Annotated in this window: 20 protein-coding genes; 6 read left to right on the top strand and 14 right to left on the bottom strand. The window is 63.4% G+C overall.

Annotated features, from left to right (window positions below):
* Window positions 1-161 precede the first annotated feature (161 nt).
* Entirely contained in the window at window positions 162-2,081 is a 1,920-nt protein-coding gene (locus NO876_RS07080) for a beta-CASP ribonuclease aCPSF1 (protein ID WP_256420986.1), read from the top strand.
* 157 nt (window positions 2,082-2,238) lie between these two features.
* On the opposite strand, the gene NO876_RS07085 is transcribed toward NO876_RS07080, so the two are convergent.
* The 9 genes from NO876_RS07085 to NO876_RS07125 all read right to left on the bottom strand — a co-directional run bounded on the left by NO876_RS07085 (window position 2,239) and on the right by NO876_RS07125 (window position 11,101).
* Entirely contained in the window at window positions 2,239-2,640 is a 402-nt protein-coding gene (locus tag NO876_RS07085) for a helix-turn-helix domain-containing protein (RefSeq protein ID WP_256420987.1), read from the bottom strand.
* A gap of 90 nt (window positions 2,641-2,730) precedes the next feature.
* Complete coding sequence (locus NO876_RS07090) at window positions 2,731-3,768, bottom strand: sulfite exporter TauE/SafE family protein (RefSeq protein WP_256420988.1); 1,038 nt, start codon at window positions 3,766-3,768, stop codon at window positions 2,731-2,733.
* The gene (locus NO876_RS07095; RefSeq protein ID WP_256420989.1) at window positions 3,765-3,938 is read right to left on the bottom strand and encodes a DUF7512 family protein; all 174 of its coding nucleotides are present in this window, start codon (window positions 3,936-3,938) and stop codon (window positions 3,765-3,767) included. The genes NO876_RS07090 and NO876_RS07095 overlap by 4 nt, the downstream gene beginning before the upstream one ends.
* Window positions 3,939-4,446: 508 nt before the next feature.
* The gene (locus tag NO876_RS07100) at window positions 4,447-5,622 is read right to left on the bottom strand and encodes an inorganic phosphate transporter (RefSeq protein ID WP_256420990.1); all 1,176 of its coding nucleotides are present in this window, start codon (window positions 5,620-5,622) and stop codon (window positions 4,447-4,449) included.
* A 202-nt stretch (window positions 5,623-5,824) separates the two neighbouring features.
* Complete coding sequence (locus tag NO876_RS07105; protein ID WP_256420991.1) at window positions 5,825-7,018, bottom strand: MBL fold metallo-hydrolase; 1,194 nt, start codon at window positions 7,016-7,018, stop codon at window positions 5,825-5,827.
* A 281-nt stretch (window positions 7,019-7,299) separates the two neighbouring features.
* Window positions 7,300-8,325, bottom strand: coding sequence for a metal ABC transporter permease (locus tag NO876_RS07110; protein WP_256420992.1), 1,026 nt, complete (start codon window positions 8,323-8,325; stop codon window positions 7,300-7,302).
* Window positions 8,322-9,065, bottom strand: coding sequence for a metal ABC transporter ATP-binding protein (locus tag NO876_RS07115; protein WP_256420993.1), 744 nt, complete (start codon window positions 9,063-9,065; stop codon window positions 8,322-8,324). The genes NO876_RS07110 and NO876_RS07115 overlap by 4 nt, the downstream gene beginning before the upstream one ends.
* Entirely contained in the window at window positions 9,062-10,150 is a 1,089-nt protein-coding gene (locus tag NO876_RS07120) for a metal ABC transporter substrate-binding protein (RefSeq protein WP_256420994.1), read from the bottom strand. Before NO876_RS07120 ends, NO876_RS07115 begins: the two co-directional genes overlap by 4 nt.
* A gap of 141 nt (window positions 10,151-10,291) precedes the next feature.
* Window positions 10,292-11,101, bottom strand: coding sequence for a M55 family metallopeptidase (locus tag NO876_RS07125; RefSeq protein WP_256420995.1), 810 nt, complete (start codon window positions 11,099-11,101; stop codon window positions 10,292-10,294).
* Between the two features lie 176 nt (window positions 11,102-11,277).
* Here NO876_RS07125 and NO876_RS07130 point away from each other — a divergent pair, with 176 nt between their 5' ends.
* On the top strand, window positions 11,278-11,709 hold the full coding sequence (locus NO876_RS07130) for a hypothetical protein (protein WP_256420996.1): 432 nt from the start codon (window positions 11,278-11,280) through the stop codon (window positions 11,707-11,709).
* Window positions 11,710-11,772: 63 nt separating this feature from the next.
* On the opposite strand, the gene NO876_RS07135 is transcribed toward NO876_RS07130, so the two are convergent.
* From NO876_RS07135 to NO876_RS07145, 3 genes are all read right to left on the bottom strand, one after another.
* Window positions 11,773-12,204, bottom strand: a complete 432-nt coding sequence (locus NO876_RS07135; RefSeq protein ID WP_256420997.1) for a thiol-disulfide oxidoreductase DCC family protein — start codon at window positions 12,202-12,204, stop codon at window positions 11,773-11,775.
* 1 nt (window position 12,205) lies between these two features.
* On the bottom strand, window positions 12,206-12,907 hold the full coding sequence (locus NO876_RS07140; RefSeq protein ID WP_256420998.1) for a YqjF family protein: 702 nt from the start codon (window positions 12,905-12,907) through the stop codon (window positions 12,206-12,208).
* Between the two features lie 147 nt (window positions 12,908-13,054).
* Complete coding sequence (locus NO876_RS07145; RefSeq protein ID WP_256420999.1) at window positions 13,055-14,554, bottom strand: MATE family efflux transporter; 1,500 nt, start codon at window positions 14,552-14,554, stop codon at window positions 13,055-13,057.
* 295 nt (window positions 14,555-14,849) lie between these two features.
* Here NO876_RS07145 and NO876_RS07150 point away from each other — a divergent pair, with 295 nt between their 5' ends.
* From NO876_RS07150 to NO876_RS07160, 3 genes are all read left to right on the top strand, one after another.
* Window positions 14,850-15,440: a TetR/AcrR family transcriptional regulator gene (locus NO876_RS07150; RefSeq protein ID WP_256421000.1), complete on the top strand. Its 591-nt coding sequence runs from the start codon at window positions 14,850-14,852 to the stop codon at window positions 15,438-15,440.
* Between the two features lie 430 nt (window positions 15,441-15,870).
* On the top strand, window positions 15,871-18,018 hold the full coding sequence (katG, locus tag NO876_RS07155; RefSeq protein ID WP_256421001.1) for a catalase/peroxidase HPI: 2,148 nt from the start codon (window positions 15,871-15,873) through the stop codon (window positions 18,016-18,018).
* 54 nt (window positions 18,019-18,072) lie between these two features.
* Window positions 18,073-18,249 (top strand): hypothetical protein, encoded by a 177-nt coding sequence (locus NO876_RS07160; protein WP_256421002.1) that lies wholly within the window; start codon window positions 18,073-18,075, stop codon window positions 18,247-18,249.
* Between the two features lie 305 nt (window positions 18,250-18,554).
* Here NO876_RS07160 and NO876_RS07165 read toward each other — a convergent pair whose 3' ends face one another.
* Together NO876_RS07165 and NO876_RS07170 are read right to left on the bottom strand one after the other, a co-directional pair.
* Window positions 18,555-18,938 (bottom strand): DUF7970 domain-containing protein, encoded by a 384-nt coding sequence (locus NO876_RS07165; protein WP_256421003.1) that lies wholly within the window; start codon window positions 18,936-18,938, stop codon window positions 18,555-18,557.
* A complete protein-coding gene (locus NO876_RS07170) occupies window positions 18,935-19,810 on the bottom strand; it encodes a ParA family protein (RefSeq protein ID WP_256421004.1) in 876 nt (291 codons plus the stop codon). The genes NO876_RS07165 and NO876_RS07170 overlap by 4 nt, the downstream gene beginning before the upstream one ends.
* 532 nt (window positions 19,811-20,342) lie before the next feature.
* Here NO876_RS07170 and NO876_RS07175 point away from each other — a divergent pair.
* On the top strand, window positions 20,343-20,996 hold the full coding sequence (locus NO876_RS07175; protein ID WP_256421005.1) for an AIM24 family protein: 654 nt from the start codon (window positions 20,343-20,345) through the stop codon (window positions 20,994-20,996).
* The last annotated feature ends 22 nt before the right edge of the window (window positions 20,997-21,018 follow it).

The raw sequence follows: 21,018 nt of genomic DNA on the forward strand, positions 1-21,018 counted from the left end.
GCTCTGACAGCGAAAAACGTTTATATACACTACGGATTAGACACAGACGAACGATTTCGTCCGTTCGGTCGGGTCGCCCTTCGACGCCGACCCATCAACCACGACTCCGGTGGTGCGGGCCACGGATTTTGTGGCTCCTGCCCACGGCTTTCAAGATATGTATGAGCACTAACGACACGACGGATCCGATCGAAGCGGTCAGAACGAAACTCGAAGACGAGATTCCCGACGACTTGGTCGTCTCGCGCGTCGCTTACGAGGGCCCCGAACTGGTCATCTACACCGAGACGCCGCGGGAGTTCGCCGAGCGCGACGGCCTGATCCGTCGCCTCGCCAGCACGCTCCGCAAGCGGATCACGGTCCGTCCGGCCGCGGGAACCCAACTGAACCCCGCCGAAGCGAAGCCGAAGATCCTCGATCTGATCCCCGAGGACGCCGGAATCACGAACCTCCAGTTCTACCCGGCGACAGGTGAGGTTCTCATCGAAGCCGAGAAGCCCGGCCTCGTCATCGGCCGTCGGGCGAGCACGCTCCGGGAGATCACCCAGGAAGTCGGGTGGACGCCGGACGTTCTCCGGACCCCGCCGATGGAGTCTTCCACCGTCGACAACGTTCGGAACTTCCTGATGCAGGAGCGCGACGACCGCCGGGACTTTCTCGAACGCGTCGGCCAGCGGATCCACCGCGAACAGACCGACGAGACCGACTGGGTCCGCGTGACCACGCTGGGCTGCTGTCGAGAGGTCGGACGCGCGAGCTTCGTCCTCAGTACGCCCGAGACCCGAATCCTCATCGACTGCGGCGACAAACCCGGTGCAGAGGGCGAGGTCCCCTACCTCCAGGTCCCGGAAGCGAACCCGATCGCCGATCTGGACGCTGTCGTCCTGACGCACGCCCACCTCGACCACAGTGCGCTCCTGCCGCTGCTCTTCAAGTACGGCTACGACGGCCCGGTCTACACGACCGAACCGACGCGGGACCTGATGGGGCTGCTCCAACTCGACTACCTCGACGTCGCCGCCAAGGAGGGGCGGACGCCGCCCTACGAGTCCGAGATGGTGCGCGAGGAGCTCAAACACACGATCACGCTGGACTACGGCGACGTCACCGACATCGCGCCCGACATCAAGCTCACCTTCCACAACGCCGGTCACATCCTCGGCAGCGCCGTTTCGCACTTCCATATCGGTGACGGCTTCCACAACGTCGTCTTCTCCGGCGACGTCCACTACGACGACACGCGTCTGTTCAACGGCGCGTCGAACGACTTCCCGCGGGTCGAATCGCTCGTGATGGAGTCGACGTACGGCCGTCGCGACGACTACCAGACCGACCAGGCGGACTCCGAGCGGAAGCTGATCGAACTCATTCAGGAGACCTACGACCGCGACGGGAAAGTCGTCATACCCGCCTTCGCGGTCGGCCGCTCCCAGGAACTGATGCTCGTCCTCGAAGAGGCGATGCGGGAGGGCAAGCTCCCGACGATGCCGATCTACCTCGACGGGATGATCCGCGAGGCGACCGCGATCCACACCGCCTATCCCGAGTTCCTCCGCGACGGACTCAGAGACCGCATCCTCCACGAGGACGAGAACCCCTTCCTCGCCGAACAGTTCCAACAGGTCGACGGCGGCCAGGAGATGCGCGAGGAGGTCGCCGGCGGCGAGCCCTGTATCATCCTCTCGACGTCGGGGATGGTCACCGGTGGCCCGATCATGTCGTGGCTCGAACTCCTCGGCAGCGACGAGGAGAATCAGCTCATCTTCGTCGGGTACCAGGCGCAGGGGACGCTGGGGAGGCGCATCCAGAGCGGGCGACGCGAGATCCCGTTCAGCGACCGCGGCGGCCGGTCCGAACAGTTGACGCTCCGCTTCGACGTCGAATCCGTGAGCGGTTTCTCGGGGCACGCCGACCGCAACGGCCTCGAGAACTTCGTCGGGACGATGAACCCGCGGCCCGAGGAGATCATCTGCGTCCACGGCGACGAGGCCTCGACGGACCAACTCTCTTCGGGTCTCTATCAGAAGTTCGACGTGCGGACGTACGCGCCGCGCAACCTCGAAACGTTCCGATTCGACTGACTGCACTTCGAGCGGGCCGTCTCTCTCAGCCGCTTCGCGTTCTCGCCGGTCGGACCCGTCAGGCTGTCGTGAGGCGCTCGAGGAGGCGTCGTCGAATGTCGTCGGTCGCGGTCGCTGTCAGGCGATCAATCGTGCGAAAAAATCCCCGTTCTCTCCGTCAGCCTTCGACGGCCATTTCGGCGTCCGGACGCTCGTACTTGTCCTCGAACTCTTGGATCAGCTGCCCCATCTTCGCGTACCAGTCGTTGAGCATCCGTTGCATACTGTCTGAGATCTTCTCCGGGTCCGTCGGCGAGTAGACGTGGTAGTAGCCTCCCTGTTCGTAGTTTACCTGCTCTTTCTGGATGAACCCCGACTGCAGCAGTCGCTGGATCGAACGGTACGCCGTCGACCGCTCCCGTTCGACGATTTCGGCGACCTCGTCGACGGTCAGCGGCTCTCCCGCCCGCACCAAGACCTGGAAGCACTGCTTGTCGAGTTGCTTGAGGCCGTGGAAACACTCCAGTAGCCCCTCACACTCCATATCCTGCTTCAGTTGTTCGGACATCGAATCTGGCATCTGTTACCGCACGGTAGGAACCGTACGATTAAAAGGCTTGTGTGGAGTTCGTACAATCTTGCGCTACAACAATCGAACGTGACAGCGGGGTTAGTCGGCGGTCGGCGACTGCCGTGCCGATTCGCTCCGCAGTTCGACGAGGCTGCTGTAGACGACCATCCCGCTGACCAGTAGCGCCGACCCGAGGATCAACACCAGACTGACCATATCGAGGACGGGCATATTCAGGTAGTTGCCGACCTCACGAACTGCGACGGCGACCGACCCGCCCAAGAGCATCAGCCCGAAGTAGACCTTGATTTCGCTCTCGTCGACGATGCTCGTCGCGGCCGATCCGAGACGGGCACCGAACGCGCTCCCGGCCAGGAGCGGCAGCACGATAGAGAGGTCGACGCCGCCGTCCATCGCGTAGGTGAAACTCCCGATCCCGCCCGAGAAGACGATCTCGAACAGGTCGGTTCCCACGGCGATGGGCACGGGCACGCCGATCAGGTAGAACAGCGCGGGCATCCGGATGAACCCGCCACCGACCCCGAGGAAACCGGACAGGAGACCCGTCGCGAACGCGACGCTCAGGATCATCCACAGGGAGACGCGGATCCCGCCGCGGAGGCTGATCATCGGCGGGACGTTGTACGACTGGATCTTCTTCGCGATGTCCGGGATGTCGTCCGCGTCGATTTCGGCGTCGGCTTCGGCCTCGTGGTCGACACCACCACCGCCGTCGCCCTTCATCGCCTCGTACGTCACGAACAGACCGATGCCGCCGAGGAGGACCACGTAGGTGACGCTGATTATGCTCCCGGCGAGTCCGAGGGTCTCGAGGTGCAGGACGATCTCCTTCCCGACCTCGATGCCCGCGGTGGTCCCGGCGATCATCAGCACGCCGAGTTTGTAGTCCACCTGCCCCATATCACGGTGCTTCAGCGTCGCGATGACGGACGTCCCGAAGACGAACGCGAGGCCGCTCCCGACCGCGACGCGGGACGGGTAGCCCATCACCAGGAGCGCCGGCGTGACGAGGAACGAGCCACCCATCCCGAAGAATCCGAACAGGATGCCGATGAGAAGGCCGAACCCGATGAACAGGGCCAGGATGCCGATTCCGACCCCCATGACCTCCATCATTCGCTGGATTCCACCCCGATTAACCGCCGGACCGTCGGTTCGAGCGCGTTCGTGAGCGCACCGTAGCCGATGTAGAGGATTATCGCCTCCACGAGTACGGCCCCGACGAGACTGAGCGCCTGCGTCGTTCCCCCTCCCGATGCTCCTAACACTGCTCCGATATCTGCCATCTGTGTTCTCCGTTCGAGTTGTGTGGTTGTGTACTTTCCATACTATTCTACTCGACTCCAGATATCCGTTTGTGCTTAATAACGCTTTTGGGACGACAGTACAATACTATATTCGGCGCACATCGATAAGTTATGGAGAACGGATCGACCGGATCGAGCCCGTCGCCTTCGAGACTTCTCGTCCGGATTCGGTTCCGATCACGTTCTCGCCCCGGCTTCGCGACGTCGAACGCGCGCTTTGGACTCCACGTCGCGGTCGTTCGACTCGAAACGGAAACACGACCCTCGACACTTCTCCCGGTTCGTTTATCACCGCCGCTCGCGCTCCGGCAGGTCCACCGGCTCTCACTCACACGATCGGACGACCGTCAACGCACTCAGTTGTGATCCTGCTACGACTGTGGACGTAATCAACACGTATGTGTCGTAGATACCGGACAGAAATTCCGTTTTACGGCTGATGCTGCCATCTCATCGAACGACTGACCGTGTCAGTGTTGTCGGGCGGTCACATCAGTGCCATCGCCGTGACGTAAGCCACGACGAACGCGAGGAGAAGTGAGCCAATCCACGCCCCCACAGTGACGAGAATCTTCCGCGTGTCGACGACGTCGCTCCCGCCGACAGCCGCCCCGCTCCCGACGATCCCGCTGACGATCACTTCGTTGAACGAGACGGGCACGCCGAGCAACACCGCCGTCTGTGCGATCAGGAACGACGGCACTAACGTCGCGATCGAACGACGCGGTCCGAGCGAGGAGTAATCCTGTGAGAGTGACTTGATCATCCGTGGAGCGCCGGTCCAGGACCCGACGAGAATCCCGAGTCCCCCGCCGAACAGGACGGCGAACGTCGAGACGGCGTCGATCTGATCGGCCAGAGGGAGCAACGGTCCCACGGCCAGACCGACCTGGCTTCCACCGGCGGAAAACGCGACGAGCGATCCGAGTGCGAGCAGAACCCGTCGCAGTCCTCCCTCGTGGTCGCGAGCCACGTCCCAGTAAACGATGCCTGCGATGGCGACCCCGACGAGCAGTGTCGTTCCGCCCACCGCGACGGACGGGTCGAACGGAACCGTACGAGCCACCGCTCTCGAAACGGAGCCCGGGCCGCCGTTCACGCCGAGTCTCGGGAAATCGAGGTTCGCGACTACGGCCCCGACGACTCCCGCGAGTAGCGGGACGCTGAAGCGCTCCGGAACGTCTTCACGCGGGAGCACGCTGGCGATGAGATAGGCGATTCCCCCGCCGACGAACGGCGTCGCGACCCACACGAGGCCGATCTGTTGGTACTTCGCCCACGCGGGCGCGCCTCCGAGCGCGAGACCGACGCCGACGACGGAACCGGTGACCGTGAACGCCGTCGCGATCGGGTACCCAGTGTAGATTCCGATCGCCATCAGTCCGGCCCCGATCAGCAGGACCAGAATCACTCCCGTCGCGGGGAGTGAGACCCCCTCGACGAGGCCGCGCCCGACGGCCTCCGAGACGTTCGCTCCCTGCAGTACGGCGCCGAGGAAGCCGAAGATCCCGACGACGAACGCGGCACGCATCGTCGAGATCGCGTTGGCACCGACGGCGGGAGCGAACGGCGTCGCACCGCTCGAACCCGCGCCGACGACCCACGCCATAAACAGGCTCGCGACGCTGGCGACGACGAACAACGCGATGACTGTGGTATCCATATGAATGCGGGGGAGGGATCAGGGACTGGCGACGTGGCTCGATCCGGTCGCCGACGGGGTGCCTCTGGAACTGTCGGCGACGCGGGGGATCCCCGCCGGCCGTTCGGCGGGCGCATCCCGGTTCTCTCTGTCAGACGTGACCCTGTGTCGATATTCGGCACCGACGGTGTCGGTACCGCTCACGAACCCACGTCCGACAGCCTCAGTCACCGGCGAGGGATTCCTGGCTGGCCGCGCAGTTGTTCGGGCCGAGTTCCAGCGTGAACGCCTCCTCGTCGTCGACGGCGTTCTGTCCGAGGTTCGTCGCGATGATCTCCTCGTAGTTCGCCGGCCGCGGCGGCATATCGGATAGAATCAACTCCGCGAACTCGTCTTCCTCCATCGTCAGCGCGTCCATCTCCGCTTTCAGCTCGCCGATCGGCGCCGTGTACGTGCCGTCCTCAGCCGGCACCGCCGCGTCGCTGAAGTGCGCGCCGCCGACGAGCGTGTCGTCGGGCAGGGAGAGCACGCGCTCTTGGAGGGACTCGTAGAGCATCCGTGCGGCGTCGGGCGCGCCCTCGTCGCCCTCTTCGAGGTCCGGGCGGGCGACGCTCTCGATGAACAGCCCGTCGCCCGTCGCCAGCAGGCTCTCGTCGAGTAGGTACGACGTCATGCCCGTCGTGTGCCCCGGCGTGGCCACGGTCTCGACCGTCGCTTCTCCGACACTGAACGTGTCGCCGTCCTCGGCCGTCGTCACCTCGTCGGCGTAGGTGACGCCGCGGTCGACCGCTGCGGCGGGGATGACGCCCTCGACGCCTTCCGCGTCGAGGTCGCGAACGCCGGAGATGTGGTCGGCGTGGATGTGGGTGTCGAACGCGTAGGTGAGCTCGGCATCGAGTTCGGAGGCGTCCTCGAGGTAGCGGTCGGTGAACGCGCGCAGGGGGTCGACGGCGGCGGCCTCGCCGCCGTCGACCAGCAGGTAGCCGAGACAGCCCGAGGAGGGCCGCTGGTACTGGTAGAGGTCTCCAGCGCCGTCGTACTCCGAGACTTCGACGCGCTCGTAGATCTCGGCCCAGCCGTTCATACCGTCTTCGAGGTGATTGACGTCGTAGCCGCGGGCCTTGAGCGCGCCGGCGACGAACTCGCTGGCGCCGCCCTTCGCGCACAGAACCGTGATCTCGCGGTCGTCGGGGACCTGTTCGAGGACGTCGTCGTCGATGTCGTCTTCCAGAAAGTGGAAGTACGGGAGGTTGATGGTGGTGACGGTGTCGTCGTCGATGTGCCACTCCTCGTAGTCGGACTGCATCCGGGTGTCGAGGAGGGTGACGTCCTCGCCGGCGTCGATGCGGTCCTTCAGCGCTTCGGGGGAGACGGAGTCGACCTCCGCCTCGGGCGTCGGCAAGTCTTCCGGGTTCATGTTGTACACCCAATCCTACTGGGTGGGAACACAAAAAAGTTTGCAAAGTAATTCAACTATAGCACAATACAACCTCGCTCAGCGATTCGAGTCTACTACCCACACAAATTACTGAAATTGCGCTAAACGGCCTATTCACCGGTTATAGGTGGTAAATATCTATAAAACCGAGATCGGAGTGCACAGTCGGCCCGCACATAGAAAATATACAGCAGATCTATATTGTACAATCCACACAACTATTGTGTGGACGGATCCCTCCCGATGGCGCCGTACGAACCTCACGACTCGCGCGAACCGACCGCCCCGGCGTCGTCCGTCTCGATCGCTTCGAGTTCCGGCGTCGCTCGCGCGCCGACGAGAGTCTGGAGTTTTCCGAGGACGACGGCGACGACGTAGATCGCGACGGCGACGAGAACGATGACCGGGCCGCCGGTCGCCCGCCCGTAGAAGGCGAACCCGATCCCGAGGAGCACCGCGAGTTCGGCGAGGATCACGGAGACGAATATCGATTCCGTGAAACTCCGGGAGATCTGCGTCGCCCCGGCCACGGGGACGACGAGCATTGCGGCGACGAGGATGACGCCCATGATCTGCATCGCGCCGACGACGACGAGCGCGGTGAGCATCACCATTATCCGATTGTACCAGTTCACCGAGATTCCCGACACGGCCGCCGCCGTCTCGTCGAAGGTCACGTAGAGGAGTTGGTTTCGCGTGACGACCACCGTCGCGACGATGGCGACGAACAGCGCGAGGAGGATGACCGCGTTCGTCGGCGACACCGTCGACAGGTTCCCGAAGAGGTACTGATCGATCCCCACCGAGAGCCCGCCGGCGTTGATGCTGATGAGCGTCGATCCGAGCGCGAAGCCGGTCGAGAGGACGATCGCCATCGACACGTCGTTGTACGCGTCGGTCGCCTCCGAGATGAGTTCGATTGCCAGCGCCGCGATCACGGCGACGACGACGGCGGTCAGATACGGCGAGACGCCGAGGTCGATGACCGCGTTGAGGAACAGTCCGACGGCGACGCCGGCGAAGGCGGTGTGCGCGAGCGCGTCGCCGATGAGCGCGAGTTGTCGGTGCACGAGAAAGGTTCCGATGACCGGCGCGACGATCCCGATACAGAGCCCGACCAGTATCGCCCTGTACATGAATCTGTAGTCGGGGCTGAGCATTTCGAGGCCGGTGAGGTGGTGGACGCGGACCATCACCCAGTACCAGCCGTCGAGCACCCAGTACAGCGGTGTGAGAAGGGTTTCGAGCACGCCCGTCTGTAGCAGCACGAGGAGGCCGTCGATCATCCCGAATCACCCGCGGGGCTCGCGGCGGTGCCGAAGGCCCTCGCGAGGGCGTCGCCCGCGACGAACTCTTCGGTTTTCCCGTCGAAGTAGATCTCGCGGTTGAGACAGATCACGCGCTCGGCGTGGTCGGTGACGGCGCTCAGGTCGTGCTCGATGAGGACCACGGTGATCCCGTCGTCGTTCAGCGCTTCGAGCAGTTCGTAGAACGCGTCGACCGACTCGGCGTCGACGCCGACGGTCGGCTCGTCGAGGACGAGCAGGTCGGCTTCGCCGGCGAGCGCCCGGGCGATGAACGCGCGCTGCCGTTGGCCGCCGGAGAGTTGCGTGACGCGCCTGTCGGCGAACGCGCTCATCCCGACCGTTTCGAGCGCCTCGTCGACGATCGCCCAGTCGTCGTCGGAGAGCCGACGGAACCCGACGTGGGGGAACCGACCCATCTTCACCACCTCGCGGACGGTGATCGGCATCTCCTTCGACGCGCTGGCGTGCTGTGCGACGTACCCGATTCGAGAGCCGTCGTCGAAGCTGTGTGCGGGCTCCCCGAACAACTGAACTTCGCCCGTATCGGGTCGGAGTAGTCCGAGCATCAGTTTCATCAGCGTCGACTTCCCCGAGCCGTTCGGTCCGACGATGGCGGCGTACTCGCCCGAGTCTATCCGGAGTGAGACGTCTTCGAGGACCGGCGTGGCGGTGTATCCGAACTCGACGTCGCGGAGTTCCGCGACCGGTTCGGCCGTCATTCGAAGTTCCTCCACTCCTCGGCCCAGCCCTCCGGTCCCGCCTCCTCGGGTCGCCTGTTCCCCAGCACGACCTCGAACGTGGGCATATTGATGTTGTAGGCGATCTCCTCGTAGCCCCACCCCTCGTCGACCCACTCCTCGCGCACCCCGGCGTACGGCGTGACCGGGAAGTACGCCTCGACGGCGGTTTCCCGGAGCAGCTGTTGGGCCGGTCGGCGGGTCTCGAAGACCGCCGCGCCGATGTACTCGATCCCGTACTCGTCGATCGTCTCCTTCGCGTCGGTGATGTCGGACGGCTTGATGTCGTCGCTGGCGGCCAGGTTCGTGACGAGCGGCCGCATCTCGACGTCGTAGGCGACGCCGACGTACTGAAACGCGTTGTGGGCGGCCAACTGGACGACGTCGCGCTCGGCGGACTCGAATATCTCCCGGTAGTCGGCGTCGATTCGGTCGAGGACCTCGCTCTTGTAGGCTTCTGCGTTGTCTCGGAGCGTCTCCTCGTGGTCGGGCGCGAGGGCGACGAGCCCGTCCGTGATGGTGTCGACGGACTGCTTGGCCCGCTGGGGGTCGAGCCAGAAGTGGGGATCCTTGCCTCTGTTCTCGCCGATTCCTTCCTCTTCGGGGTCGAGGCTCGCGGCCAGGTCGACCAGTTCGATACCCTCCCGGGCGTTGATCAGTTCGGTGTCGACGCCGTCGGCTTCGAGCGTCGCGATCGCTCGGTCCGCCCACGGCTGGAAGTCCTCGCCGACGTGAACGAACGCGTCCGCGTCGACGATCTCCTGGGTGATTCTGGCGTTCGGTTCCCACCCGTGGCCGTGGAGACCGATCGGCACGAGGTTGCGGACCTCGACCGGCGTATCCGCGGCGACCGTCCGGGCGAAGTCGTAGAAACTGAAGAACGACGCGACGACGACCGGGTGATCCGAACTGCTCTCCGCTCCGGCCCCCGTCGTCGTTTCTGCGGAGTCGCTGGTCGCACTTCCCAAACAACCGGCGAGCGAGGCGGCGAGAGCGCTCGATCCGGCGAGGATCGCCCGCCGCCGGGAGAGGGTTGGGTGATGACCTGACTGCACCGTCTCGTTCATACTCGACTGTGTATGGGCGAGGCTAATACATTACTCTTTCCTCTCTAAATTAAATTTTAGACTAGTCTAATTCAGTATGAAAGCACGGCCGTTCACGAATCGCGCCACGGCTGTCGTGCTCGAAAAAAGCGTCGAGACGGCCTACACTTTGCTCGCAGCGCGCAGGAACGAGTAGACTTCGAGCGGGTCGTCGCTCTCGTAGCCGATCGTTCGACTCGTCTGGCGTTCGATACCCGGCCACAACGCGGCCTTTTCCGCAGTATCGGCCTGATGGTACCGGACCGTCGCCGAAATCGCGCCGCCGGTGTCAAGTTCCAGCGGGTACTCGCCGATCGGTTCCGAGACCGCGCTCGCGGCGGTCTCCGCGATTTCCTCTCTCACCTGATCGGGGTGATAGCAGGTCGCCGCGCGCATACTTCGAGCCTCTTTGGTCACGACGTACTCGGTCTCCGGCAGGACGTCTTCGAGTTCGTCGCGGAGGCAGTCGTCGCCCGTCACCAGCGCGGTCGGCGTTCCGAAGGCGGCCATCCCCATCGCGTTGAGTTCGACCTCGCCGACGGGGTCGCCGTTGAGCGTGACGTCGGCCATCGACGAGGAGGAGAACGTGTGTTCGAGCACGCCGCCGAACCCGGGCCGGGTGTGCGCGCCGATCTGGAAGCCGACGTCGGTGTCCTCGTCGACGCCGGAGATCATCCCGTACGGGCGTGGCCCCCCACGGACCAGTTTCGCGTCGGGGTGCAGTTCCTCGATGACGATGTTCCGCTTGCCGCCGTGGGAGTCGTTCACCACGACGTCGGCGTCGCGTTCGCTCAAGACGCCCTCGATGGCGGCGTTGACGTCTTCGGTCATCGCGAGGCGAACCCGCTCTGTCTCCTCGTCCTCCTGCGCCCAGTCGACGAATCCCGAGACTCCTTCGATGTCTGCACAGATGAATACGGTCGGCGCTGTCATCGTTCGACCGTCTCTCCCAGTGCCCGATAAATGTACTCTCCCTGTAGTGACACTGCGGCTCTCTTGCCCGTCTCGATTCGCTCCCAACGGGTTCGATCCGACGCGAACCAACGGTTCCGATCAAGTGGGGGGATCCGCCTACTTTAAGACCGTTCTCTTCCCAGGGTCGATAGCTCGTGGCGTCTGATCCCCTCCTCCAAGTTGCCTTCGCCGCCTGCGGCGTTTTCACCGTCGCCCTCGGACTCGTTCATTTCGCGATGCCGTGGTTACTGGACTTCGACGGCGCGATACCGACCGACGGTGAGCCGTTGCGACCGCTGAATCTGCTGGCATTCTCGTATCAGACGAAACGTTCGGATATCCGCGGTATCGCCCAGATTATGAATCATGCCGTCTCCTACGCGCTGGTGACGATCGGAGTGCTCGATCTCCTCGCCGCGCGGTGGCTCTCGACGTGGTTCGCGCCGTATCTGTTGGGATGGATTGCCGGCTGGTGGTTCCTCCGGGCGGCGACACAGCACAATATGGGATCGCGACTCGGGGACCGGCTGGTCGCGATCTGGTTCTCGCTGTTGGGGCTGTTTCACCTCGCCGTCGCCGTTCTGTGAGTTGGCGATGCTCTCGCGGGGCCGCGTGCGTTCGGAACTCCCGTCGCGATCCGACTACGGGTGCTACTCGAGGAACCGGTCGCTGACGTCCTCGTCGGGTATCATACACTGATCCCTTTGCCCGAACCACTCGTAGCGATGCTCGGCGACGACGTCGTAGGCGCGGTCCCGGACGCCCGTCGGAATCACCCGGGCGACGGTCGCAACCCGGTAGGGCCAGCCGAGGAGCGAGGCGATCCGAAGCACCGCCCCCGATTTCGTGTACACCCGGTCGCCGTCGACGAGAGCGATCGAGTCGAACCCCTCCGTCGGGAGGCCGTGCCGTTCGAGGAGTCTCCGTCCGGCATCGGACTGTAACGACGCGAATCGCAACCGACCCGCAGGGTCTCGGGGGAGCAGGAACCGCACGACCCCGTTACAGAGGTTGCAGACGCCGTCGAACAGTACGACGGGGGTTTCCGGTACCTCCGCCCCGTCGTCCGTTTCGGACCTCATCTCACCGACGTCCCTCCAGTTCGTTACTCCGGGAGGCGACGACGTCTACTCCGGGGCTGTAGTAGTACACCGGGGCCGAATCCGGCCGGGCAAACCCGCCCGCCCGCAGCAGGGTATCGGTCTCGACGCTCGCTTCCGCCGGATACAGCGTCCAGGGTTCGTGACGCACGTCCGTGTATCGAATCGATCCGTTCGGTGCCTCAGTGTAGAAGCGATACCGTTCGACGAGGAACTCCGCGAGTGGGTCCGACGGTGCGTCGAACGGCTCACCGGTCGGCCGGTACGTCGCTTCGTACTGTCCCGGGCGGGCACCGGGATGTCGTCGCCGACTGGAAAACCGGACGCGTCCGTCCGTCTGCTCCAGTGAGATCCGAGCGTAGTAGTACGGGAGGTGATGGAACAGGCGCGCGCCGACAACGCTTGCCAATCCCTGCGCGTCCAGGCTGAAGAAGTAGACGCTCGGAACGTCGTCGTGAGTGACGTACGTCCTGACGTTGACCTCCGGTAACCGGATGCCGACCTGCTTCGGCAGTCGCTCGGGTCTGACGGCGACGTTGGTGAACGGCACGACCGAGAGCCACGCCGACCCGTCGTGTCGGTCCGCTTCGAGCGCCGCCGGGAGATGTGAATCCATCAGCTCCGGATCCACGGGCCAGCTCTCGAAGAGGAGGTGCCGCCATCCCATCGCTAACCGTACGACCATACCGACCGTTGACCCGTCTTAGACAAGAGTCTCTCGCTGTCTTGGGTCTCATAGGGTGTCTCGTGACTGTTCGTCGGTAGTGAAACTACCGAACAGCAACATCGAATTGGAACGGACAGTGACACACACGCTACCGGCCGTCCGGAATCAGTCGCCGTCCGCCGCGGAATCGAGCACGGGGTCGTCGAGGTCGACTCGCGATTCGGTGAGGTCGCTCTCGCGCCACGTTCCGCGGCGGTACCACGCGTACGCGATCGCCGCACCCACGACGTTCGAGACGGCGAACGAGAGCCAGATCCCGGTCTCGCCGAGCGGTGCCGCCGCGAACCACGCGATCGGGAAGCGGACCACGCCGAGCATCAGCACGGAGATGGCGGCGGCGGTGAGCGTCTTTCCCGCCCCGCGGAAACTGCCGGTGTAGGCCCGCATAACCCCGATGAACCCGAACGTCAACGCGACGTATCGGAGGAACTGCGTCGTGATCTCGACGACTTCGGCGTCCGTCGTGAACAGGTCCGCGATCGGCGCGGCGGTGAACCACACGACGATCCCCGCCGCGGTGAGGACGCCGAAAAGCACCGTCGCTGCGAGCCCGGTGGCCCGCTCGGCGCGATCGGGCTTGTCGGCCCCCATATTCTGGCCGGTCATCGTCTCGACACCGTGGGCGACGGCGATCGCGGGGAGGAAGATGACCGAGAACACGCGCGTTCCGATGCCGTAGGCGGCGACGACCGTGTCGGGGAAGAGCGCGACGATGACCAAGAGGAGGTTCATCGACAGCGCGCGACCCGTCCCCTCCACCGACGCGGGCAGGCCAATCCGACCCAGGCGGCGGAGGTACGAAAGATCGGGTGCCATATCGCGGAGGTGGATCTGGACCCCGCGCTCTCCCCGAAACATAATCGCGAGGCCGACAACCAGCGCGAGCGCGCGCGAGAACACGGTGGCGATAGCCGCGCCGGTGATCCCCGAACCGGTGTAGTCGGTCGCCGCCAGCAGCGACGCTTCCAGTCCGCGAGCGCCCAGCATTCCGAACAGCGGGTTCCCCTCGAAGCCGAAGATGAGGAACGGGTCGAGGACGATGTTGAGTACCACCGAACCGAACATCACCATCATCGGCGTGATCGTGTCGCCGTACCCGCGCATCAGGGCGATGAAGACGAAGAAACCGAACATAAAGAACAGTCCGAGCGAGATGACCTCCATATAATTCGTCGCCAGCGGTAGGACGTCCGGGGAAGCCCCCAGCATCCCGAGGAACCACTCGACGAGGGAGAACCCGACGACTCCGAGGGTGAGCGAGGCGATGGCGGCGAACGTTACGGTCTGAGAGGCGGCGTACTCGGCCTCCCGCTCCTCGTTCGCGCCCGTGTACTGGGCGACGAGGACGCTCCCCGCCACCGAGATTCCCATCCCGAGCGAGATGAGGAGAAACACCATCGGGAACGCGAAGCTGATCGCCGCGAGCGCGTCCGTGCTGTACTGACCCAGCCAGAACGTGTCGGCGAGGTTGTACGCCGTCTGAAAGAGGTTCGTGACGACAATCGGCATCGACAGGAAGAACAGCGGCTTCCCGATGCTCCCCGACGTGAGGTCGAACTCCTCGGGGCCTTTGAACAGCGAATCGATGCGGCTCCGGACCCCCATCAGCGCGTGCCCTCCATCGACTCGTCGGCGATATATCCTGTCGGGAGGTTCGCGTACCCGTACCGACAGCGCGCGCTGTGCGTCGCCTCCGATATGTCGGCCACCCGGCCGTCGTCCATCTCGTTGATACCAAACTTACTAACTAGTCAGTAAAAAGCGTTCCGTGGTACGCTATGACGGAACGAAACGACAGACAGAACTGGGAGACCGGTATGACGTTATCGGAAGAAAACGTCGTTTCGGAACCCGGAACAGGGCAAAACCGTTATCCAACAGTAGGTAGGACTCTCACGTAATGGTTGACCCGTCGGATCGTGAGTTCTCGGAGCCGAACGAGGCGATTATGCAGGCCACCTATCGCGCCCTTCGCGAATACGGGTACGCCGATCTCACGATCAAACGGATCGCCGAAGAATACGGCAAGTCCACCGCTGCGATCCACTACTACTACGACACGAAAGAGGACCTCCTCGCGGCCTTCCTCGATTACCTGCTCGAACGGTTCGTCGATTCGATCCACGAGGTGGAGACGACCGACCCCGAGAAACGGTTGGAACTGCTGCTCGACGAACTGCTCGTCAAACCCCAGGAGAACCCCGATCTCTCGATCGCTCTGCTAGAGATGCGGAGTCAGGCACCTTACAAGAAGGCGTTCAGTCAACGGTTCCAGCAGAACGACGAGTACATCCGGTATATGCTCAAGGCGGTCATCAACCACGGTATCGACGAGGGAGTCTTCGAAGACGTCGACGCCGACCACGCCACCCGCGCGCTGATGACGATCGTCGACGGCGGTCGGACGCGAGCGGTCGTGTTGGACGAACCGGGGGGTCTCGAGACGGCCCGGCGGACTGCGAGCGAGTACGTCGACGCGATGCTCCGGTGACACTGTCGGACGGACGCCCGTGACGTGTCTCGTGGGCTCTCCACGTCGAACTCGGAAGCACCGGTATCTGCTACGGACACGCCGACGGGACAGCAGTGACAGCACGACTCGGCCCCCGCCGAGCGCTCCCGCGACGAGTGTCGGCCGTTGGCACCGACGGGGGGAAGCTGTCCGAGTCCCACTGTGGCCGCGGGAACACCGCCGGGAGTCGGGGGCGCTTCCGAGGCATCCAGTTCGTTCTCCTCCTCCAGAACTTACTGACTAATTAGCTCGTACTATCACATACCGATGGTCTCGACGGATCGTGCTGGATCCATCGTGAACCCTCAACTGAAAAAAATTGTGGATACGATAAAGTGCGTAAGCAACAGGGAAGAATTCCTTACCGAATAGGACAGCATTAATATGCTAACGCAACAATCGGCTACTGATGAGTAAGACCACTCGAGACTGGTGGCCGGATCAGCTGCCACTGGAGATTCTCGACCAGAACGCCGGCGACGTCGGTCCGTACGGCGAAGACTTCGATTACGCCGAGGAGTTCGAAAAACTCGACTTCGAGGCGGTAAAATCGGATATCGAAGCGGTGATGACCGACTCGAAGGATTGGTGGCCCGCCGACTACGGACACTACGGGCCGCTGTTCATTCGGATGGCCTGGCACAGCGCCGGCACGTACCGCACCACTGACGGTCGCGGCGGCGCGTCCGGCGGCCGACAGCGTCTCCCACCGATAGACAGTTGGCCGGACAACGTGAACCTCGATAAGGCCCGCCGACTCCTCTGGCCGGTCAAAGAGAAGTACGGCCACAAGCTCTCGTGGGCCGATCTGATCGTCCTCGCAGGCAACGTCGCACTCGAATCGATGGGGTTCGAGACGTTCGGCTTCGCCGGTGGACGTGAAGACGACTTCAGGCCCGACGAAGCCGTCGATTGGGGTCCCGAAGACGAGTGGGAGACCACCTCGCCCGACCGCTTCGACGAGGATGGGAGCATCCTGGGATCCCTCGGGAACACCGTGATGGGTCTCATCTACGTGAACCCCGAGGGACCCAACGGCGAACCGGACGTCGAAGGCTCCGCGAAGAACATCCGGGAGTCGTTCGATCGGATGGCGATGAACGACGAGGAGACGGTCGCGCTCATCGCCGGCGGGCACACCTTCGGGAAGGTCCACGGCGCCGACGACGCCGAAGAGCACGTCGGTCCCGAGCCCGCGGCCGCCCCCATCGAGGAGCAGGGCTTCGGCTGGGAGAACGACTTCGGCGAGGGGAAGGGCCCCGACACCATCACCAGCGGTATCGAGGGTCCGTGGAACACCACGCCGACCCAGTGGGACATGAGCTACGTCAACAACCTGCTGTCCTACGATTGGGTGCCGGAGAAAGGCCCCGGTGGCGCGTGGCAGTGGACCACGGAAGGGGGCGAACTCGACGACGCCGCTCCGGGCGTCCAGGACCCGGCGGACAAAGAAGACGTGATGATGCTGACGACGGACGTCGCGCTGAAGAAGGATCCCGACTACCGCGAGGTCCTCGAACGCTTCCGCGACGATCCGCGCGCGTTCCAGGAGGCCTTCGCGAGGGCGTGGTACAAGCTGATCCACCGCGATATGGGTCCGCCGACCCGATTCCTCGGCCCGGAGGTCCCAGAGGAGACGCTGGTCTGGCAGGACCCCCTCCCCGACGCCGACTACGACCTGATTGGCGGGTCGGAGATCGCCGAGCTCAAAGCGGATATCCTCGAGTCGGAACTGTCGATCTCCCAGCTGGTCAAGACCGCCTGGGCGTCGGCGTCGACGTACCGCGACAGCGACAAGCGCGGCGGCGCGAACGGAGCCCGAATCCGACTCGAACCCCAGCGGAGCTGGGAAGCCAACGAGCCGGCTGAGCTGAGCACTGTCCTGGAGACCTACGAAGAGATCCAGGAGGAGTTCAACAGCTCGCAGTCCGGCGATACGCGGGTCTCGATCGCGGACCTGATCGTCCTGGGCGGTCACGCGGCCGTCGAGCGGGCGGCCGCGGACGCCGGATACGACGTGGAGATCCCGTTCGAGCCGGGACGGACGGACGCCACACAGGAGCAGACCGACGTCGAGTCGTTCGAGGCGCTCAAACCGGACGCGGACGGCTTCCGCAACTACCTCGGCGACGAGGCCGACCAATCCGCCGAGGAGCTGCTCGTGGACAAGGCCGAACTGCTGGACCTGACAGTCCCCGAGATGACGGTTCTGGTCGGCGGTATGCGAGCGCTGGGCGCGAACTACGGGGGATCGGATCTCGGTGTCTTCACCGACCGACCGGGGACGCTGACGAACGACTTCTTCGTGAACCTGCTCGATATGGACTACGAGTGGGAGGCGGTCTCCGACGAGGAGGACGTGTTCGAGCTGCGCGACCGCGAGACGGGCGAGGTCGAGTGGAAAGGTTCGCGCGTCGACCTCGTCTTCGGTTCGAACTCCCGACTCCGCACCGTCGCGGAGGTCTACGGAGCCGACGACGGGGAAGAGAAGTTCGTCGAGGACTTCGTGGACACGTGGAGCAAAGTGATGAAACTCGATCGCTTCGACCTCGAGTGAGCTGAGCCGGGAGGCTTCGAGATCGCCGTCCTCACCAACCTGTTCACCGCCTTCGTGGTCGCGTTCTTCGGCGCACTCGCGATCGCATTAGCGATCGGGATCGGACTCGCCGTCGGCCTCGGCCGACAGGACTACGTCGCCGAGAACATCGACGAGTGGGTCGACTCCTCGCGTGCTGCTATCGAACCGGTCGATTCAACCTCGGAGGATGGTCCGCCCGGGACCGAATAATATCTCGTCCGATAGATACTCCGGGTTCGGTATCGCCGCGTACAGCCTGACGTCGGGGCCGTTCGGTCTGGTCCCGCTTCGGTTCTCTCGGTGTGGTTTCGCCGTATCCGATCTGTTCAGGCTCAGCGGTACCGAACGTCTCACGAAGTTCTCCCGATGGCCACGATCGGGTCCGCCTGAGGTCGATCTCCCGTCGGTGAACGAATTACGAGTCGGTGACGATCTCCGCTGAAACTTCGAGTCTCTCTGAACTGAATATATCAGTATATGATTCATCCCGATTGTGGAGCCGCCACAGATCTCGGCTACTCGAACGTCATCCCGTATCCCCACTCCTCTAGCTGTGCCTCTATCTCCTCGCGGTGCTCGAGTCCGACCATCACGAGCGCCTCCCGAAGGTCGGTCAGAGAGACGTCGTCGTCGAAGTGGTCCTCGAGGTCCCGGAGCATCTCTCGCTCCGCCGTCTTCGTCTCCGGTTGGAGAAAGAGCGGCACACGGTTTCGACCCTCTTGGACGCCGTCGCGTCGAAACTTGTAGGGGATCTGCATCGGTTTTTGGGTTGTCTGCTCCTCCGTCTCGGCGGGGGAATCGTCACTCTGTGCGTCTTCGGCGACTGGTTCGGTCGTCTCGTCGTCGACGGAATCGTCTGCGAAGGGGTTCTCGCCGGCTCCCTGTTTCATCCCCGTCATGCCGTCATCACCTCGTGGTCGACGTCCCCCGGTTCAGGGGGATTCGGGGCCTCGAGTCCGACCTCCCGCTCCAAGTACCTGGCCAATCGGTCGAACTGTGCCAGCGTCTCCAGTTCGTAATCGCGGCGGCGGTTTCGGTGTTCGCGGACGTATTCGAACGCCGAGCACTGCTGCATCCAACATCCCTCCATCAGCGACGCTCGCTCGCCGACGATTTCCGGGATCGGATAGTCGATCGCCTCGAGGATCGAGCGCTGGTCTCGCGTGTTCTTGAATCCCATCGGGATCGCGGCGAGGACCCCCACCTCGACGTCGAGTTGCTCCTCGAATCCCGCGACGAGCTCCTCTAAGCCTTCGACGGCAGCCTGGCCTTTCGCACTCGGTTCGATCGGGATGACGAGCGATCTGGTCGCGTTGATCGCGTTGTACAGGTGCGGTCCCTCCGTCGCCGGCGGGTCACAGATCAACACGTCGTACTCGTCGGGCACGCCCGCCTCCCGGAGCACGCGCAGGAGTTGGGCGTGGACCCCAAACGCCTCTCCCATCGCCTCGGCCTGCTCTTTCTCTCGCTGGAGATACTCCGCGAGGTCCGAGAGCATATTGTGTTCGGGGATGATGTCGACGCCCTCGACGGTCCGGACCAGGTCCCCGAAGTCGCCCTTCGGCCGTCGGATCATGTGGCGGACGAGAGTGTCGACCGATTCGGTTCGCCGATCGTCGACGCCGAACAGGCGCGAGAGGTCGCCGTCCTGCGGGTCGAGCGGGACAACCAGGGGTTTCAGCCCCGCTCTCGCGTGGGCGACCGCGAGGTTCGCGGCCGTCGTGGTTTTTCCGACCCCACCGGCCTCGCTGTAGGTCGAGTATGCGAGCATCGTCGTGTTCAACGGAGCCCTCCATCTTGAATGTTCGCCGGCCCAGTTCTTGGATTCACAAAACGGGTGAATCCAAATAGTGTGTGTAATGAATACAATTAATTAACAGAACAAATGAACATAGATAATGAATACAACTAATGGATATCTTCAATGAACAAAGGAAATGAACGCATACAATGGATTTCAACCATTGATACAAATCGTTTTCGTCACTGATGGGTGTACACTTTGGTTGCTATGACACTAAATTCGGAACACGACCGGACCAACCCCTCGACACGACTTGTTCGTGAACAACACTAATGAACACTATTGGTGAATACATATGATGAATAATTGTACTGAACAAATTTGCGGCTTTTTCGTCGGGGGATTCACCCTCTCCGGTGGGACCCTACCGCGGCGTTTGCAACGGACTGCGAACCGGCTCGCACACTGTCTGGGGAATCGAGTGATCGACGACCCGTAGTTTCTTTTTCTCCCAGCGAGACGTCCTCGACGAGTCGCCCTGAATCGACTCAGTCCCACGATGAACGTCCAACAGTTCAAATCCGAGCACGTACCCACGACGTCCGACGAATCGTTCCAACTGGAGAACAGCTATACCCTCGACGTGGCAGTCGACGGATCGGTGACGGCGAAGGCCGGGTCGATGATCGCGTACACCGGCGATCTGTCGTTCACCGGACGGTCCTCTGCAGAGGGCGGGATCACCGGCTTCATCAAGGAGGCGGCGACCGGCGAAGGGACGCCCGTGATGGAAGTCGAGGGCAGTGGACACGTGTACCTCGCCGATCACCAGAAGAAGGTCCAGGTGCTCGAACTCGCTGCCGAGGACTCGATCACGGTCAACGGCGAGGACATTTTGGCCTTCGAATCGGACGTCTCCTACGAGATCAGTACGATCGACAGCCTCGCGGGCTCGTTCGCGGGCGGGTTCACGAACGTCTTCCTGCAGGGTCCCGGCTACGTGGCGCTCACCACCCACGGGGACCCGCTCGTGTTGGAACCGCCGGTGGCGACCGACCCGAGCGCGACCGTCGCCTGGAGCGGAACGAGTCCGAACGTCAGCGTGAACCGGAGCCTCTCGGATATGGTCGGCCAGGAGTCGGGCGAGCGCTACCAGATGGACTTCGAGGGAACGGAGGGCTTCGTCGTCGTGCAACCCTACGAGGAACTGTAGCACGGTACGACGACCGGTCGCC

The sequence above is a fragment of the Halobellus rarus genome (genome assembly GCF_024494595.1).
Classification (GTDB): domain Archaea; phylum Halobacteriota; class Halobacteria; order Halobacteriales; family Haloferacaceae; genus Haloquadratum; species Haloquadratum rarum.

Coding starts and splice junctions, on each gene's coding strand:
- NO876_RS07165 (WP_256421003.1), bottom strand. CDS start 18,938: ATGACGGGGATGAAACAGGGAGCCGGCGAGAACCCCTTCGCAGACGAT.
- NO876_RS07095 (WP_256420989.1), bottom strand. CDS start 3,938: ATGGCAGATATCGGAGCAGTGTTAGGAGCATCGGGAGGGGGAACGACG.
- katG (WP_256421001.1), top strand. CDS start 15,871: ATGAGTAAGACCACTCGAGACTGGTGGCCGGATCAGCTGCCACTGGAG.
- NO876_RS07170 (WP_256421004.1), bottom strand. CDS start 19,810: ATGCTCGCATACTCGACCTACAGCGAGGCCGGTGGGGTCGGAAAAACC.
- NO876_RS07175 (WP_256421005.1), top strand. CDS start 20,343: ATGAACGTCCAACAGTTCAAATCCGAGCACGTACCCACGACGTCCGAC.
- NO876_RS07145 (WP_256420999.1), bottom strand. CDS start 14,554: ATGGGGGTCCGGAGCCGCATCGATTCGCTGTTCAAAGGCCCCGAGGAG.
- NO876_RS07080 (WP_256420986.1), top strand. CDS start 162: ATGAGCACTAACGACACGACGGATCCGATCGAAGCGGTCAGAACGAAA.
- NO876_RS07120 (WP_256420994.1), bottom strand. CDS start 10,150: ATGAACGAGACGGTGCAGTCAGGTCATCACCCAACCCTCTCCCGGCGG.
- NO876_RS07150 (WP_256421000.1), top strand. CDS start 14,850: ATGGTTGACCCGTCGGATCGTGAGTTCTCGGAGCCGAACGAGGCGATT.
- NO876_RS07105 (WP_256420991.1), bottom strand. CDS start 7,018: ATGAACCCGGAAGACTTGCCGACGCCCGAGGCGGAGGTCGACTCCGTC.
- NO876_RS07125 (WP_256420995.1), bottom strand. CDS start 11,101: ATGACAGCGCCGACCGTATTCATCTGTGCAGACATCGAAGGAGTCTCG.
- NO876_RS07110 (WP_256420992.1), bottom strand. CDS start 8,325: ATGATCGACGGCCTCCTCGTGCTGCTACAGACGGGCGTGCTCGAAACC.
- NO876_RS07090 (WP_256420988.1), bottom strand. CDS start 3,768: ATGATGGAGGTCATGGGGGTCGGAATCGGCATCCTGGCCCTGTTCATC.
- NO876_RS07100 (WP_256420990.1), bottom strand. CDS start 5,622: ATGGATACCACAGTCATCGCGTTGTTCGTCGTCGCCAGCGTCGCGAGC.
- NO876_RS07140 (WP_256420998.1), bottom strand. CDS start 12,907: ATGGTCGTACGGTTAGCGATGGGATGGCGGCACCTCCTCTTCGAGAGC.
- NO876_RS07135 (WP_256420997.1), bottom strand. CDS start 12,204: ATGAGGTCCGAAACGGACGACGGGGCGGAGGTACCGGAAACCCCCGTC.
- NO876_RS07085 (WP_256420987.1), bottom strand. CDS start 2,640: ATGCCAGATTCGATGTCCGAACAACTGAAGCAGGATATGGAGTGTGAG.
- NO876_RS07115 (WP_256420993.1), bottom strand. CDS start 9,065: ATGACGGCCGAACCGGTCGCGGAACTCCGCGACGTCGAGTTCGGATAC.